The 15,951-nt window shown below is 57.2% G+C and carries 15 protein-coding genes; 3 read left to right on the top strand and 12 right to left on the bottom strand.

From position 1 onward, the window contains the following. Window positions 1–849, bottom strand: a complete 849-nt coding sequence (locus tag WG934_RS04160; RefSeq protein ID WP_445228179.1) for an ABC transporter ATP-binding protein — start codon at window positions 847–849, stop codon at window positions 1–3. A 156-nt stretch (window positions 850–1,005) separates the two neighbouring features. Here WG934_RS04160 and WG934_RS04155 point away from each other — a divergent pair, with 156 nt between their 5' ends. Together WG934_RS04155 and glgB are read left to right on the top strand one after the other, a co-directional pair. Continuing rightward, complete coding sequence (locus WG934_RS04155) at window positions 1,006–3,036, top strand: alpha-1,4-glucan--maltose-1-phosphate maltosyltransferase (protein WP_339977889.1); 2,031 nt, start codon at window positions 1,006–1,008, stop codon at window positions 3,034–3,036. Between the two features lie 314 nt (window positions 3,037–3,350). After that, a complete protein-coding gene (gene glgB, locus WG934_RS04150) occupies window positions 3,351–5,546 on the top strand; it encodes a 1,4-alpha-glucan branching protein GlgB (RefSeq protein ID WP_339977887.1) in 2,196 nt (731 codons plus the stop codon). 137 nt (window positions 5,547–5,683) lie between these two features. Here the strand turns inward: glgB and WG934_RS04145 are convergent, their stop codons facing one another. Continuing rightward, window positions 5,684–6,763, bottom strand: coding sequence for a tetratricopeptide repeat protein (locus WG934_RS04145; RefSeq protein ID WP_339988808.1), 1,080 nt, complete (start codon window positions 6,761–6,763; stop codon window positions 5,684–5,686). A gap of 69 nt (window positions 6,764–6,832) precedes the next feature. After that, window positions 6,833–7,129: a thiamine-binding protein gene (locus tag WG934_RS04140; protein ID WP_339988807.1), complete on the bottom strand. Its 297-nt coding sequence runs from the start codon at window positions 7,127–7,129 to the stop codon at window positions 6,833–6,835. An 84-nt stretch (window positions 7,130–7,213) separates the two neighbouring features. Between WG934_RS04140 and mce the strand changes: the two genes are divergently transcribed. After that, window positions 7,214–7,666, top strand: coding sequence for a methylmalonyl-CoA epimerase (gene mce / locus WG934_RS04135; RefSeq protein ID WP_339977881.1), 453 nt, complete (start codon window positions 7,214–7,216; stop codon window positions 7,664–7,666). A gap of 412 nt (window positions 7,667–8,078) precedes the next feature. On the opposite strand, the gene nucS is transcribed toward mce, so the two are convergent. From nucS to WG934_RS04085, 9 genes are all read right to left on the bottom strand, one after another. Further along, window positions 8,079–8,771 (bottom strand): endonuclease NucS, encoded by a 693-nt coding sequence (gene nucS, locus WG934_RS04125; protein ID WP_339988804.1) that lies wholly within the window; start codon window positions 8,769–8,771, stop codon window positions 8,079–8,081. A gap of 28 nt (window positions 8,772–8,799) precedes the next feature. Beyond that, window positions 8,800–9,285: a DUF2550 domain-containing protein gene (locus tag WG934_RS04120; protein ID WP_339977875.1), complete on the bottom strand. Its 486-nt coding sequence runs from the start codon at window positions 9,283–9,285 to the stop codon at window positions 8,800–8,802. Window positions 9,286–9,618: 333 nt separating this feature from the next. Next, on the bottom strand, window positions 9,619–9,993 hold the full coding sequence (locus tag WG934_RS04115) for a F0F1 ATP synthase subunit epsilon (RefSeq protein ID WP_339977873.1): 375 nt from the start codon (window positions 9,991–9,993) through the stop codon (window positions 9,619–9,621). A gap of 12 nt (window positions 9,994–10,005) precedes the next feature. Beyond that, entirely contained in the window at window positions 10,006–11,445 is a 1,440-nt protein-coding gene (gene atpD, locus WG934_RS04110) for a F0F1 ATP synthase subunit beta (protein WP_339977871.1), read from the bottom strand. A 2-nt stretch (window positions 11,446–11,447) separates the two neighbouring features. Beyond that, window positions 11,448–12,425, bottom strand: coding sequence for a F0F1 ATP synthase subunit gamma (locus tag WG934_RS04105; protein ID WP_339977869.1), 978 nt, complete (start codon window positions 12,423–12,425; stop codon window positions 11,448–11,450). 52 nt (window positions 12,426–12,477) lie between these two features. Further along, on the bottom strand, window positions 12,478–14,121 hold the full coding sequence (gene atpA, locus WG934_RS04100; RefSeq protein ID WP_339977867.1) for a F0F1 ATP synthase subunit alpha: 1,644 nt from the start codon (window positions 14,119–14,121) through the stop codon (window positions 12,478–12,480). 54 nt (window positions 14,122–14,175) lie between these two features. Beyond that, window positions 14,176–14,994: a F0F1 ATP synthase subunit delta gene (locus tag WG934_RS04095; protein ID WP_339988802.1), complete on the bottom strand. Its 819-nt coding sequence runs from the start codon at window positions 14,992–14,994 to the stop codon at window positions 14,176–14,178. Between the two features lie 5 nt (window positions 14,995–14,999). Continuing rightward, complete coding sequence (locus tag WG934_RS04090) at window positions 15,000–15,560, bottom strand: F0F1 ATP synthase subunit B (protein WP_339977863.1); 561 nt, start codon at window positions 15,558–15,560, stop codon at window positions 15,000–15,002. 31 nt (window positions 15,561–15,591) lie between these two features. After that, window positions 15,592–15,843, bottom strand: a complete 252-nt coding sequence (locus WG934_RS04085) for an ATP synthase F0 subunit C (protein ID WP_339977861.1) — start codon at window positions 15,841–15,843, stop codon at window positions 15,592–15,594. Window positions 15,844–15,951: the final 108 nt, after the last annotated feature.

Genomic DNA, 15,951 nt, shown 5'->3' with positions numbered 1-15,951 from the left:
CTAATGGCTCGACCGGTGCATGCCGACGTTTCGTGCCCGTCGAGCAAAGTAGCGACCATCAATGCTGACGACCGAGATGGGCTGATGGAACGCATCGGTCAGGTTCTTTGAGGTAATGACATCTTCAATGAGACCCTGCGCGACAACACCACCGTCATCGAGCAACATCGCGTGCGTGAACCCGAAAGGGATCTCCTCAACGTGGTGAGTGATCATGACCATCGCAGGCGCATCCGGGTCAAGAGCCAATTCGCCTAGGTAACCAACGAGATCTTCACGCCCGCCGAGGTCAAGGCCGGCGCCAGGTTCGTCGAGAAGCAAAAGTTCGGGATTCACCATCAACGCGCGGGAAATCAACACTCGCTTGCGCTCGCCCTCTGACAACGTTCCCCAGCGTCGATCCGCGAGGTGCGCTGCCCCCATTCGGTTTAGAATCTCGGAGGCCTGCTCGAAGTCCATCTCTTCGTACGTCTCCCGCCAGCGACCGAGAACAGAGTACGACGCGGAAATAACAAGGTCTGCGACTTTCTCATCGGCAGGGATACGGTGCGCCAACGCCGAAGAAGTGAGACCGATCATCGTGCGCAGATCACGCATGTCAGTACGGCCCAGCTGCTCGCCCATCACGAACGCAGTACCTGTTGATGGATATTCCTCCGCTGCTGCGACGCGCAACAGAGACGTCTTACCTGCACCGTTGGGGCCGAGAATGACCCACCGCTCGTCCAACTCCACTTGCCAGTCGAGTGGACCGATCAGAGTGTTGCCACCTCGGACGAGGGAAACACCGTGAAAGTCCAGCAAAAGGTCTTCGTTGTACTCATCATCAAACGCATCTGTCGCAGCCACGTCTCCTATCGTGCCCCAAATGGCGTCGTTTGTGGAGTTACCACGACCGCGTTATTTGAAACAGCTGGCGTGCCACGCAATCTAGTCCTGTGAAACCTAGAGAACTCAACTACTGTTTAAGGAGCAACCTTTTGTCTCGGTAAGGAGAATTTCGATATGACAGGCCGGCTTGGCATCGAAGATACTCGCCCTCAAGTTGACGGCGGAGCAACTCCCTCCAAGGCGGTGGTCGGAGAGGTCGTTCCTGTGTTCTCCGTCGTTTGGCGTGAGGGACACGACGCGTTGAACGCGACACTCAATGTCAAGGGCCCGAAGGAGTCCCCTTCCGCATCCCGCAGCCAGCGCCTGCCAATGCGCTTTAGCGACGGTGACCCGAACCAGGTTAACTCCACGTTCGTACCGGACTGCCCAGGCCTGTGGACCATTCGTGTTGATGCTTGGTCTGACCCAATGGCAACGTGGCGTAACGCTGTCACCAAGAAGATCGAAGCTGGCCAGTCAGAAGAAGAACTTGCCAACGATATGGAGATCGGCGCCGCTCTGTTCGAGCGCGCTGCTGCCGGCGCTGCCGCGAAGTACCGCGGACACCTCCGTGACTGCGCAACCTCCCTTCGTGCTGAGGGTGATCTCCGTGCACGCGTCGCCCCAGCTCTCTCTGACGAGACTCGCGCAATCCTCGAACTCCATCCCCTTCGCGAGCTACTTACCCGTGGCAAGACTCGCAAGATTAAGGTCGACCGTCGTGAAGCGTTGTTTGCTTCGTGGTACGAATTTTTCCCTCGCTCCAACGGTGGCTACGACGAAAATGGCCAACTGAAGCACGGCACCTTCGCCTCCGCAATCCCACAGCTGGATCGTGCAAAGCGCATGGGCTTCGACGTCGTCTACTTGCCACCAATCCACCCAGTCGGTGAAGTTAACCGAAAGGGTCGCAACAACACCCTGACCCCAGAGCCAACCGATGTTGGTTCGCCATGGGCAATCGGCTCTGCTGAAGGTGGCCACGATGCCATCCATCCTGAGCTCGGCGACGAAAAGGATTTCAAGGCTTTCGTTAAGGCAGCCAAGGAACGTGACCTGGAAGTCGCTCTCGACCTGGCCCTGCAGTGCGCACCTGACCACCCTTGGGCAGCGAAGCACCCAGAGTGGTTCACCGTCCTCCCAGACGGCACCATCGCGTACGCGGAAAACCCACCAAAGAAGTACCAGGACATCTACCCACTGAACTTCGACAACGATCCAAAGGGACTCTACGCAGAGGTTCTGCGCGTTGTTAAGCACTGGATCAAGCTCGGTGTCAAGGTCTTCCGCGTGGACAACCCACACACCAAGCCAGGCAACTTCTGGGAATGGCTGATCGAAGAGATTCACAAGACGAACCCAGAAGTCATCTTCTTGGCTGAGGCATTCACTGCTCCAGCTCGTCTCTACGGCCTGGCGAAGGCTGGCTTCACGCAGTCCTACATCTACTTCCCATGGAAGACCACCAAGGAAGAGTTGACTGAGTTCGGCGAGGAAATTCAGCGCCACTCTGACATCGCGCGCCCATCGCTGTGGGTTAACACCCCAGACATTCTGCACGAGTTCCTGCAGAAGGGCGGCCGTGGTGCGTTCGCTATTCGTGCTGCCCTGGCATCGACGATGGCTCCACTGTGGGGCATGTACTCCGGTTACGAGCTATTCGAGAACGTTCCAGTTGCCGAGGGCTCCGAAGAGTACCTGGACAGCGAGAAGTACCAGCTGCGTTCCCGCGACTATGAATCTGCGCTGCAGCGAGGCGACTCCTTGGAGCCATTCATCACCTTGCTGAACCAGATCCGTCGCGACAATCCTGCTCTGCAGCAGCTGCGCAACATCCACTTCCACGAGATCGGCAACGATAACCTCCTGGCTTACTCCAAGTTCGATGCGTTGACGGGCAATTGCGTTTTGGTTGTCATCAACCTCGATCCTTGGAACGCTCAGGAAGGCATGCTGCACATCGACATGGAGAAGGTCGGCCACGCTGAGGCAGATCGCATGGATGTTCGCGACCTCATCACTGACCAGCAGTTCAACTGGGGCGCCGACAACTTCGTTCGCCTCGAGCCTTGGTCAAACGTTGCTCACATCATTCAGCTGCCTGACCTTCCAGAAGGCCTGCGCCGCAAGCTGGCATGGCGCGATGTCCCTGTTTACGAGGGCTAAACACCCCACGGTCTACAGCGCGCTCTAGGTTCCGCTTAACGACGAACCGCTAGAGCTCCACAGCGTGAAGGGCTAGTTCTTTGCTATGCATGGAACTAGCCCTTTTTTTCGTCTACGACCACATCGATCACCATGTGAATCACCCGTACCTATTGGTCTGGGTGGTCAATGAACAAGCCACCACGAGTTCACCAAAACGGCTTGTATTTGTTCCCCCTAGTTCTCCCCAGGACAGCGCAAACGTTAAAACGCGCCTACTCTGGAATAGAAACACAACCTACGAATTTGTTCGATAATTCTCTGGAAGGACCACTATGAGCGCCCCTTCTGATCCGCGCCTGACCATCCCAACTGGTGACATGGAACGACTGCATAATTGCAGCCACCACGATCCACACCAGTACTTCGGTGCACACGTCATCGAGGGCGACACAGTCGTTCGCGCTCGGGTGTTCGGAGCGAAGGAAGTCGTAGTTGCAACCACTCGCGGTGACTTCAAGGCGGAGCACCTCGGTGATGCTATTTTCGCGGCGCTGATCCCTGGTGGCGATGACTTCGATTACCGCCTTCGTATTACGTGGAGCACCGGTGAAACTGTCGAGCGTGCCGATGGCTACCGGTTCCTTCCTACGATCCAGGAAGGCGACTTGCACCTGATTGGTGAGGGCCGTCATGAGCGATTGTGGGAAGTCCTGGGTGCGCATGTTCAGACTTACGACACTGACCTCGGAGCTGTCGAGGGCACCTCATTTACAGTGTGGGCACCCAACGCTCGTGGCGTCGCAGTGGTGGGAGATTTCTGTGGCTGGAACGGCGCACAGTACCCCATGCGTTCCATGGGTGGCGCAGGCGTGTGGGAAGTCTTTATCCCTGAAGTCGGCGAAGGTGACGTGTATAAGTTCGCCATCACCACTCCGGAAGGCCACCGTCGCGATAAGGCCGACCCAATGGCATTTGCTACGGAGCTGCCACCTGCAACGGGTTCGATCGTCGCGACGTCCCAGTACGAGTGGAAGGACAGCGAATGGATCGAGAACCGCAAGAACGTTGACTGGAATGCTCAGCCAATGAGCATCTACGAGGTTCACCTTGGCTCGTGGAAGCAAGGACTGACCTACGAGGTTATGGCTGAGCAGCTGGTGCGCTACGTCGTAGACATGGGATACACCCACGTCGAGTTCATGCCGGTGTCCGAGCACCCATTCTCAGGTTCCTGGGGCTACCAGGTCACCTCGTACTATGCACCGACGAGCCGCTTCGGTTCTCCAGACCAGTTCCGCGCACTTGTCGACGCATTCCATGAAGCCGGCATCGGCGTCATTATGGACTGGGTCCCGGGCCACTTCCCTAAGGATGACTGGGCTCTTGCCCGCTTCGACGGCACTGCATGCTACGAGCATCCAGACTGGCGCCGTGGCGAGCAGAAGGACTGGGGCACATATGTCTTCGACTTCGGCCGTAACGAGGTCCGTAACTTCCTGTATGCCAACGCGCTCTACTTGGCCGACGAGTTCCACATCGACGGCCTTCGCGTAGACGCGGTGGCATCGATGCTGTATCTGGACTACTCACGTAACGACGGCGAATGGTTGCCTAACCAGTACGGCGGTCGTGAGAATCTTGACGCGATGCAGTTCCTCCAGGAAACCAATGCGACCGTTCACAAGTACTTCCCTGGCTTCCTCACTATCGCCGAGGAGTCCACGTCGTGGCCAGGAGTGACTACTCCAACCGAGCACGGTGGCCTGGGCTTCTCCATGAAGTGGAACATGGGCTGGATGAACGACACCCTTGAGTACTTCGCAAAGGATCCAATCCACCGCTCGTACCACCACCATGACCTCACGTTCGCGATGGTCTACGCCTACTCTGAGAAGTTCATTCTGCCATTCAGCCACGACGAGGTTGTTCACGGCAAGGGTTCCCTGTGGGAGCGAATTCCAGGCGATGACTGGAATAAGGCTGCTGGTCTGCGTACTCTGCTCAGCTTCCAATGGACCCACCCTGGCAAGATGCTGCTTTTCCAGGGCCAGGACATCGGACAGAACCGCGAATGGAATCACGACGAATCCGTTGCTTGGGACAACCTCGAGGGCTGGGCTGGCGAGTTCCACCGTGGCATTCAGTTGCTGGTGAAGGATCTCAACTCGCTGTACCGCGAAAACCCTGCCCTCTACTCGCAGGATGACCGCCCAGAAGGCTTCCGCTGGATCAACGCAGATGACTCACAGAACAGCGTTTTGTCCTTCGTTCGCTACGGTGTTGATGGCTCGGCAATCGCAGTTGTTCTGAACCTGTCTGGCGCTACGCAAGAGTCCTACCGCATTGGCTTGCCAATGCCCGGTACGTGGGCTGAGGTTCTCAATACCAACCACGAGCGCTACGAAGGTTCAGGTTACGGACTGAACGGTGTGAAGCAGACCGAGCCACAGAGTTGGAACGGCCTCGACCAATCCATCGAAATGGTTTTGCCGGCGCAGACCGCTGTCGTGTTCAAGTTTGAAGGCTAGTTTTGTAGGCCTCCCACATTAGTGCGGGCTGGCTGCGAATGCCCTGTCAAATAAAACGGGTGGGCGACACATTGAGCTGATATTCAGCTGGATGTGTCGCCCACCCGCTTTCATCCGGAGCCTCGGCGTAGTCTCATCTAAAACAGTGCGCTTGCCATTCGGCGCCGCGCATCGAGTGCTACTGGATCAGCGGGATCGAACAGTTGCAGCATGTCGACGAGACGTTCCTGAACAGCCTTCTTCTCGTCGCCGAAAACCAGTGGCAAGAGTGTCAAGAGACGCTCCAGAGCCTGTCGCGGATCACCCACGAGCATCTCTACATCTGCGGCATCCAAAGCAAGCGACACGTTCTTCGGGTCAGCATTAGACCGCGCGATGGGGTCGCTACTGCGATCAATCTTCTGTGCACGCGCCAGGAAAGCAACATTCGTGCGCGCCATCTTCAACAGGTGGTTTGCTGGCTCGGACTTCAGAATCTCGTCGTATACATCGAGGGCTCCTTCAAAGTCCCCCTCGTTGAGCTTCTCTTCGGCAATGTCCAACCGGGGATCATCCGTTGGTACTGGATTGCCCCACGCATCAGTTGGCTCACCGGAACCGGAGCCTTCTGCTTCGATGTCCCCGGCCATGCGGGTACCCGCAGGAAGACCTTTCAATCGTCCCGTAGTTGCCTCCATGACCTGAGCAATCCACTGGTCCAGCCAATCTCGGGTCTTCTCGCCAACGAACATGCCAATCGGGCTGCCCATCGCCACTGCAGTCACTGTTGGCAATGCCTGCACACCAAATGCTTGCGCGACCGCTGGCTGTGTATCGGCATCGACCCACGCGAGAATCCAGTTCAACTTCGCATCACGAGCCATATCTTCCAGCTCTGAGCGCAACCGAACCGACTCCGGTGCACCCGCACCACCAATCAGCACAATGACCGGAATTTTCTCCGACCGAACCACAACTTCAGCTTCGAGGTTCTGCGGAATCACTTCCACGATAGGAGGCAAACCCTCACCTTGGTCACCGAGCTGCTTCTCCAGCTCCTCTTTACGACGCGCCTCCAACTCCGCCTTACGCTGAAGCTCAGCTAAATCAACGGTGCCAGGTGGCGGAGGAGGCGTTGCACACTCACGATGTCCATCGTGCGAGTGTCCATGTGAATGCCCATTACTGTGGCTATGCCCATGGCCGTGCGAGTGAGAATGACCGTGTGCGCGCGTCATACGTCCCTTTTCCGTTCAATGTCTATGGTGTGCGCCGACTAATCGTCGTCACGCTGATGGAAGTGGCTACTAGCCCAACCGCTTCTCAATGGACTCTATTTTTGCCGAAAGCTGACCTGAATATCCTGGGCGAATATCAGCCTTCAATACGAGCGACGTCCGCGGAGATACGGCAGCAACCGCTTCAGTTGCACCCTTGACGACATCCATGACCTCGTCCCACTCCCCCTCCACAAGAGTGAACATCGCGTTAGTTTCGTTGGGAAGCCCAGACTCCCGAACTATCCGAACGGCTTCCGCTACGGCGTCCGCCATTCCGGCATCAGGATCTGAATGCGCGGGTGCTACAGAGAAAGCAACAATCATGGTCTCGATGGTAGCGATACCGCCGGATTCATGACGCGTGGACCCCCAGCGCACGCACAGGCAAATGTGCCTAAACTGGTAGGCATGAGCGATAACAACATCCCAGTCCCACACAAGTACGTTGTAGCTGTCGACCACGTCGGCATTGCAGTTCCAGACTTCGACGCTGCGGTCGAGTGGTACCGCGCAAATCTCGGTTTCGTCAACTACCACGACGAGACTAACGAAGAGCAGGGCGTTCACGAGGCAATGCTCGGCCCAGCCGACAAGGTCGAAGGTGGCACCCTGGTTCAGATTCTCGCACCGTTGAACGAAGAGTCGACGATTGCGAAGTACATCGACAAGAAAGGTCCTGGCATCCAGCAGTACGCTGTTCGCGTCACGGACCTCGACGCTCTGATGGCTCATTTGAAGGAACAGGGCACTCGCGTTTTGTACCCAGAACCAAAGCGCGGCACCGCGAACTCCCGCATCAACTTCATCCACCCTAAGGATGCCGGTGGCGTTCTCCTTGAGCTCGTCGAGCCAGCCAAGTAATCACCGCTAGATACCGCAAAGCTCCCCGGTAGTAATTCCTACCCGGGAGCTTTTTCGTGTCCCTTTAACTCCAGCGTCGCGTTATACCGCGATGCGCACGTTTGCCCCAGCAATTCGTGTGCCAGTGGCGGCGATCGTCGGCACGCCCACCGTACTCAACCGGCCATGCCACAACATGAGCCACACCCGGCGGAATTTCCTGATCGCACCCCGGACAGCGATACCACTTCGTCGCCTGTCCTGACGAGATGTTCCGCACATGAAAATCTTCGTTTGACAGGCGCCCCGGACCCGCCTCAGTCCGGGTGGATTGAAAGGAACTGCCAAACGACGGCAGTGGGCGCGGGGCCGAGCCACCTTTGCTTCCGGCTCGCTTCTTGCTTCCCGACGACCGCCTATTTCGACGTGGCACTTAGAACAACCTCAACTCGTTAGACTCCACGCCTCGCAATTCGTCATAATCGACGACTACACACCGGATGCCACGGTCCTCAGCGAGCGTTCGTGCCTGCGGCTTGATCTCCTGAGCTGCAAAAATTCCTGTAACTGGCGCGAGCAGCTCGTCGCGATTCAACATATCCAGGTATCGGGTCAATTGTTCAACCCCGTCAATGCCACCGCGGCGCTTAACCTCGATAGCTACGGTCGCGCCATCTGCATCCCGGCCCAACAGGTCTACGGGGCCAATCGCCGTCGGGTACTCACGACGAATCAGTTGGAAGCCTTCACCGAATGTATCGAAATGCTCAGCGAGAAGTTCTTGGAGATGCGTTTCCACCCCGTCCTTTTCAAGGCCAGGGTCATTGCCGAGTTCATGTTCGTCGTCAGCAAGAACCTCAGAAACGGTGATACGGAGCTGCTCGCCCTTCTTGTTTTCCACAATCCACAGTTGCTCACCGGTTTCCGCGCCCGACTCATCGAGAATTGGCTCTTCTCGGAGAGTGCACGGCGGAGTCATCCAGTTCAGTGGCTTATAGGCGCGGTCGTCGGCATGTACGGATACGGAACCGTCAGACTTAACCAGCAAGAGCCGGAGTGCCTCAGGCAAGTGGGCGGTGAGGCGACCTACGTAATCAACGGTGCAACGAGCAATGACTAAGCGCATTCCCCCACCTTATAATGAGCAGTGTTTGCTAGAAGCGCTGACCCCGCTGGCGCGATGCGCGAAAACCCTGCTCGATGTTCGTGGGCAAGGAACGGGTTTGGCGAGCCGATGGCGAAGACTCTACCCACGCCACGAACGCAGTATCGCCCGAGGAATCTAAGGCAAGTTCCCATTCACCCTGAGACTGCGACGTAATGCCAATTACCGCTAGTCCAGGATCGAAAAAACCCGCCTCGACAACTGAGGGCTGCCTACGAGAGACAATCTCAATGTCACGACGGGAAAAGCGCACATCAGCGCCTGGACGCAGCGAACGAAGCTTATACATATTCAGGAGCGAGTCCGAATACATCATGACTCCATGACGCCACGCATGGCCATCCCCTGCAGGAAGTGGCCGCATAATGACCTGCGTGCCCTTCGAACGCAGGCTCGCCCAGCGCCAAAGCGACAAACCAGCTCCGGTGGCACACAAGACCCCAACGGTCACTACAAACACGGAGATTCCGTCCATGCACGCCTCACAATCAGGGTCAGGTCTTGGTACCACTGAGCCACAAATGAATGGGGTTGGCACCAAAGGCTTTCTAGATACTCTAGCTGAAATGAATGCCCTCGGAAACTAGGGCTTAACGACGATCCCCATATCGGTGACTGAGCCATCAGTTGCCAGTTGAACAGGTCAGCGGCGAGCGCTACGTACACGGCGAGTCAGGTCAAGAGAATACAAAAAGGAGGGAGGAGGAGTACGTCGGACAGAACCCCGAAAAAGGTAATTCTGACCGACCGCTCCCCCTCCCTCCTTTTTTACAAGGCAGGAAGAGGTTCGGTCGTGCGACCGGCGGGCCTACGCAGCGCCCGATGCACGCTTTGCAGCGCGCAACTGACCCTGAGCTCGAGCCTTTGCTGCTTCATCTTCGGAAGCAAGCTCGGCCTCAGCATCAGCAACGTCGACTTCAGTAGCCCACGTTGCTGAGTCAGCCAGGATGGAGATCTTCTCAGTCGAAACCGAGATGAATCCACCCTCGACAGCAGCGACGAGATTCTCGCCCTCTGCTGTCTTGATGGTTACCGTGCCATCCTTGACCAGCTGGCCAAGGAAAGGCTGGTGACCGGGCAGCACGCCGATCTCACCCTCGGTGGTCACAGCACTAACGAGAGTAGCCTTGCCCTCCCAGAGCTTGCGCTCGACAGCGACCAATTCGGCGGTGATTTCAGCCATGAGGTTTGCCCCTTACTTCTTCTGCATCTCGGCGTACTTCTTCTCGACATCGTCGAGACCACCCAAGCCGTCGAAGGCCATTTCTGGGTAGTTATCGAAGTCACCCTTGCAGATGCGGTCGAACGCCACGATGGTGTCCTTCAGTGGCACGTAGGAGCCCTTCAGGCCGGTGAACTTTTCAGCAACGAAGAAGTTCTGACCCAGGAAGCGCTGGATACGACGTGCACGCTGAACGGTGATCTTGTCCTCTTCAGACAGCTCGTCCATACCGAGGATGGCGATGATGTCCTGGAGTTCCTTGTTCTTCTGCAGGATGTTAATGACCTGCTGAGCAACACGGTAGTGTTCCTCGCCAACGATGGAAGGCTCAAGGATACGAGAGGTCGAGGTCAGTGGGTTCACTGCTGGGTAAATACCCTTCGAAGCGATACCACGGTCGAGCTCGGTCGTTGCATCCAAGTGCGCGAACGTCGTTGCAGGAGCTGGGTCGGTGTAGTCGTCAGCAGGGACGTAAACGGCCTGCAGCGAGGTAATCGACTTACCCTTGGTAGAGGTAATGCGCTCCTGGAGAACACCCATTTCGTCAGCCAGGGTTGGCTGGTAACCCACTGCCGATGGCATACGACCCAGCAGGGTCGAAACCTCAGAACCGGCCTGGGTGAAACGGAAGATGTTGTCGATGAAGAGCAGCACGTCCTGGTGCTGAACATCGCGGAAGTACTCCGCCATGGTCAGGCCGGACAGAGCCACACGCATACGAACTCCCGGTGGCTCGTCCATCTGGCCGAACACAAGCGCGGTGTCCTGAAGAACGCCCATCTCTTCCATTTCGAGGAAGAGGTCGGTGCCCTCACGAGTACGCTCACCAACGCCGGCAAATACCGACGTACCGGAGAACTCACGCGCAATACGGGTAATCATTTCCTGGATCAGAACGGTCTTGCCAACACCAGCACCACCGAACAGACCAATCTTGCCACCCTTAACGTATGGGGTCAGCAAGTCGATGACCTTAATACCCGTCTCCAGGATCTCGGTCTTACCTTCGAGCTGGTCGAAAGCAGGTGGCTCGCGGTGGATGCCCCACTGCTCGCCATCGCGGCCAAGACCTGGCTGGTCGAGGCAATCGCCCAATGCGTTGAAGACGTGGCCCTTAACGACATCACCGACAGGAACCGAAATTGGCTTGCCAGTGTCCTTGACCTCAACACCACGGACGAGGCCGTCGGTTGGAGCCATAGCAATGGTGCGAATCATGTTGTCGCCCAAGTGCTGTGCCGTCTCGAGAACGATGGTCTTCGCAACCGATGGAAGGGTAACTTCCACGGTCAACGCGTTGTACAGTGCCGGCAGTTCGTTACGCGGGAACTCCACGTCGACGACGGCACCGATGACACGCACAACACGGCCCACAGCCGTGGTGGTGTTCTGCTCTTTAAGAGCTGTGCTCATATCTAGTCACTTTCTCCGCTGTCGTCGAGCGCACCGGCGCCACCGACGATTTCTGTGATTTCCTGGGTAATCTGTGCCTGACGTGCCTGGTTGGCCACACGAGACAGGTCCTTGACCAGTTCCGTTGCGTTGTCAGTTGCAGACTTCATAGCGTTGCGTCGTGCAGCGGACTCAGAAGCCGCTGCCTCCAGCATTACTGCGAACAGGCTCTTGGATACATACTGTGGCAAAAGTTCTGCCAACAAGGTGTCTGCATCCGGCTCGAACTCGTAGTCTGCTACCAGCTCGCCCGTGTTCGAAAGCATATCGCCACTGAGATCCAGCTCTTCGTCTTCGTAGACTGGCTGGATTGGGAGCATCTTATGCGCCCGTGGGATCTGCTTCAGCATGGACACGAACTCGGTGTAAACCACGTGTACTTGATCGAAGCCCTGAATGCCTTCACCCTCAGCAACGCGAAGTCCCTCACGGTACTTTGCCTCGCCTTCCGACGATGCGTTGAAGCCATCGATGAGATGACGACGAACGTCGTGGGTCAATGCGTAGTCAGGGTCCTGCGAGAAGCCCTCCCACGTGCCAGCAAGTGGCATTTCGCGGAAGTCGTAGTAATCGATGCCCTTGCGGCCGGTGACGTAGGTAACAACCTCGTGTCCCTTTTCTTCAAGATTGGCGCGCAATTCAGCGGCCTTCTTGAGGACGTTGTGGTTGTAACCGCCACACATGCCGCGGTCGGAGGTTACTACGAGAACAGCCGAACGCTGATGGCCTTCTCGCTCGTTCAACATCGGGTGATCCAGCGAGGATGCAGATGCCAACCGAGCAATAACTCGCTCGATTTCATCAGCGTATGGCTGGGAATCAGCTACCCGACGCTGAGCCTTCGTAATGCGCGACGTCGCGATGAGTTCCTGGGCCTTGGTAATCTTCTTGGTCGAGTTCACCGACTTGATTCGGGCTCGAAGTTCGCGAAGATTCGCCATGTCCTAACGCCTCCCTTCTGTTGCGATTACGGTCATTTGAAACACGCCCTGCCTACTTCTTGGCAGTCTTGCGCGAGACCGTGATCTGCTCCTTCTTGACGTCCTTATCAGCGATTGGGTGAGCCGGAGCTTCCTTCGCGATAGGGCCGCCTTCAGAAGTCTGGAAGGTCTTCTTGAACTCAGCAGTTGCATTCTTCAGTGCAGACTTGGAGTCGTCGGTCAGTGCCGCGCCACCATCGATCTGCTCGAATACTGCGCCCTGGTTCTGCTGCAGGTTTTCCATCAATTCAGCTTCGAAGCGACGTACGTCCTCTACAGGAACATCGTCGAATTCGCCCTCGCCTGCCAGGAAGATCGAGACCATCTGGTACTCGGTTGCCTGTGGCTTGTTCTCAGCCTGCTTCAGCAGCTCGACGAGACGCTGACCGCGCTCCAGCTGACGCTTGGAAGCGTCATCCAGGTCGGATGCGAACATCGCGAATGCCTCGAGGTCACGGTAAGAAGCCAGGTCAAGACGGAGGTTACCGGAGACCTTCTTCATACCCTTGGTCTGAGCAGCGCCACCAACACGGGAAACCGAAACACCGACGTTAATAGCCGGACGGACGCCCTGGTTGAACAGGTCGGACTCCAGGAATACCTGACCGTCGGTAATCGAAATTACGTTGGTAGGAATGAACGCGGAGACGTCGTTCGCCTTGGTTTCAATAATTGGCAGTGCCGTGAGGGAACCTGCACCCATGTCGTCGGACAGCTTTGCAGCACGCTCGAGCAGACGGGAGTGGAGGTAGAAAACGTCACCTGGGTAAGCCTCGCGGCCTGGTGGGCGACGCAGCAGCAGCGAGATGGCACGGTATGCCTCTGCCTGCTTGGTCAGATCATCGTAAATAACCAGGACATGCTTGCCCTGGTACATCCAGTGCTGGCCGAGTGCTGCACCGGTGAATGGTGCGAGCCACTTGAAGCCTGCAGCGTCAGATGCTGGAGCTGCAACGATGGTGGTGTACTCAAGTGCGCCCTGCTCTTCGAGGGTCTTGCGCACACCAGCAATGGTCGAGCCCTTCTGGCCAATAGCGACGTAGATGCAGCGTACCTGCTTCTTTGGGTCGCCAGTTGCCCAGTTAGCCTTCTGGTTCAGGATGGTGTCAATACAAACCGCAGTCTTACCGGTCTTACGGTCACCAATGATCAGCTGACGCTGACCACGGCCGATTGGAGTCATTGCGTCAATGGCCTTAATACCGGTTGCCATTGGCTCTTCGACAGGCTGACGCTGAAGCACGGAAGGTGCCTGCAGCTCGAGGACGCGGTCCTCTTCAGCCTCAATGTCGCCCAGGCCATCAATCGGCTGGCCCAGTGGGTTGATAACGCGGCCGAGGAACTTATCCCCAACCGGAATGGACAGGACATCGCCCGTCCGCTTGACCTCGTCGCCCTCAGCCAGCGACTCGAAGTTACCCAAAACAACAACGCCGACCTTGTCGGTGTCGAGGTTCTGTGCGACGCCAATGACGCCACCTGGGAACTCGAGAAGCTCGTTGGTCATAACCGATGGCATTCCCGAAACCTGGGCGATACCATCAGCTGCGCTGATGACTACGCCGACCTCCTCACGGGAGGCCTCCGGGGAGTAGCTCGAGGTGTAGTTCGCAATCGCGCTACGGATCTCATCGGAGGAGATCGTCAGCTCCGCCATGTTCTTCCTGCTCTCAGTAAATTCTCTTCCAGTTTTTACTTCTCAAACCATCCGTCAGCCGAGGCCGACGCGCATCTTTTCCAACTTCTTGGAGATGCTGCCGTCGATGACCTCGTCGCCGACCCGGATGACCAGTCCACCAATAATCGACTTGTCGATCACGGTGTGAATGGACACATCCTTCCCGTAGATGCGAGAAAGCTTGTCCGCCAGCGCATGCTGCTGCAAAGCAGAAATAGCGGTTGCACTGGTCACGCGGGCGACGACGCGGTTCCGCAGGCCGGCGGCTAGCCGGGACAGGGAGTCGATGTCGTCCGCGGGGCGCTTGGTTGGGCGACCTACTGCCTGCAGTGCCAGAGCTTCCGTCACCGAGGTGACCTTGCCGTACAGCACCGAAGCGAGGAGCCCACGCTTGGCTTCTGGGGTGGCGGCCTTGTCAGCCAACAGCTGTTCCAGCTGCGGCTGCTCGGCCAGGATGTTTCCAAGCTGGAACAGCTCGTTTTCTACAGTCTCGAGCTGTCCCTGACCTTCTGCAGAGCGAAGCAAGGAACGACGTCCCAGCTCCACTAGGCCATCCCGCATTTCGCGAGGGGTAGACCATACCTGCGTGGCTGCATCAGTAACGACCTTCAAGGTCGATTCCGATACCTTGCCCGCGAACAGCTTCTGGACAATGCCAGAACGCTGTTCCGCCGCCGCCGAGGCATCGGCGACAGCGACACGCAGGCCGCGGTCGGAGTCGAGGACCTCGACGACGTCGAAAAGCTCGGAACCGGTCTGCGCTGCTGTAGCTACGGAAACTGCACGTCCGCCAATGGCGGAGTCCAGTCCGGCGCTTAGCGACGCCAGTGATTCGCGGCTAGCTGCGTGCATGTCGCCTACTTTCCGGTCGGGGCCACGGTGTCAAGGTTGTTAAGGAAGTTGTCGATCGTCGAGGAGGTCTTAACCTCGCTAGACAGTTCCTGGCCGAGCAGACGCTCAGCAAGGTTGATCGAGTTCTGTCCCATTTCCTTGCGCAGTTCTGCAACTACCTGCTCACGCTGGGCTGCAAGCTGCTTTTCACCGGACTCGATGATTCGGGCGCTCTCGTCATTAGCCTTCGATGTAGCTTCTGCAATGATGCGCTGACCCTGAGTACGGGCTTCGTCACGAATCTTTGCTGCTTCAGTTCGGGCCTCTGCGAGCTGGCTGTTGTACTTCTCAAGGGCAGCCTTCGCTTCAGCCTGTGCAGCCTCAGCGCGTTCAATGCCGCCCTCAATCCGGTCCTCCCGCTCAGTCAGGACCTCTTGGAACTTAGGAAGAACGAGCTTCCAGAAAAGAACCAAGATGATAACCAGCGGGACAACGGACCAGACAATGTCATAAGTCTTTGGCACCAGTGGGTTGATCGATTCCGTCATCGGAAGATCCCCTGCTGCCAGGTAAATGAAATTGGTCATGGTTTACGTGTTCTCCGCTTGAGGTCCGGACTTAGAATACGAAGCCTGCAACGAGGCCGATAAGTGCCAGAGCTTCGGTGAAGGCGATACCCAGGAACATGGTGGTACGCAGCTGGCCAGCCATCTCAGGCTGACGTGCCATACCCTCAACGGTCTTACCAGCAACAATGCCGATACCCAGGCCTGGGCCCAGGGTGGACAGGCCGTAGCCGATGGTCTTCAGGCCAGCGTTGGTGTCAACTGCAGCAGCTGCGTCCTGGGCGGAGAGGATGACGTCGTTCATTATGAACCGTTCCCTTTCGTAAGGAGTCCCGGGTTGATTGTCATTTTGAGTTAGTACCCGGGGCGTTGGGTCAAGTGGGTCTTGCGTATTTAGTTAGAAGGTCAGGAA

Source organism: Corynebacterium sp. H78 (assembly GCF_037572275.1).
Classification (GTDB): domain Bacteria; phylum Actinomycetota; class Actinomycetes; order Mycobacteriales; family Mycobacteriaceae; genus Corynebacterium.
Note: the sequence above shows the minus strand (reverse complement) of the source record. Positions and strands in the feature narration are given on the sequence as shown.

Coding starts and splice junctions, on each gene's coding strand:
- WG934_RS04120 (WP_339977875.1), bottom strand. CDS start 9,285: ATGGACGGAATCTCCGTGTTTGTAGTGACCGTTGGGGTCTTGTGTGCC.
- WG934_RS04105 (WP_339977869.1), bottom strand. CDS start 12,425: ATGGCGAATCTTCGCGAACTTCGAGCCCGAATCAAGTCGGTGAACTCG.
- mce (WP_339977881.1), top strand. CDS start 7,214: ATGAGCGATAACAACATCCCAGTCCCACACAAGTACGTTGTAGCTGTC.
- atpD (WP_339977871.1), bottom strand. CDS start 11,445: ATGAGCACAGCTCTTAAAGAGCAGAACACCACCACGGCTGTGGGCCGT.
- glgB (WP_339977887.1), top strand. CDS start 3,351: ATGAGCGCCCCTTCTGATCCGCGCCTGACCATCCCAACTGGTGACATG.
- WG934_RS04095 (WP_339988802.1), bottom strand. CDS start 14,994: ATGCACGCAGCTAGCCGCGAATCACTGGCGTCGCTAAGCGCCGGACTG.
- WG934_RS04085 (WP_339977861.1), bottom strand. CDS start 15,843: ATGAACGACGTCATCCTCTCCGCCCAGGACGCAGCTGCTGCAGTTGAC.
- WG934_RS04145 (WP_339988808.1), bottom strand. CDS start 6,763: ATGACGCGCGCACACGGTCATTCTCACTCGCACGGCCATGGGCATAGC.
- WG934_RS04090 (WP_339977863.1), bottom strand. CDS start 15,560: ATGACCAATTTCATTTACCTGGCAGCAGGGGATCTTCCGATGACGGAA.
- WG934_RS04115 (WP_339977873.1), bottom strand. CDS start 9,993: ATGGCTGAAATCACCGCCGAATTGGTCGCTGTCGAGCGCAAGCTCTGG.
- nucS (WP_339988804.1), bottom strand. CDS start 8,771: ATGCGCTTAGTCATTGCTCGTTGCACCGTTGATTACGTAGGTCGCCTC.
- WG934_RS04140 (WP_339988807.1), bottom strand. CDS start 7,129: ATGATTGTTGCTTTCTCTGTAGCACCCGCGCATTCAGATCCTGATGCC.
- WG934_RS04155 (WP_339977889.1), top strand. CDS start 1,006: ATGACAGGCCGGCTTGGCATCGAAGATACTCGCCCTCAAGTTGACGGC.
- atpA (WP_339977867.1), bottom strand. CDS start 14,121: ATGGCGGAGCTGACGATCTCCTCCGATGAGATCCGTAGCGCGATTGCG.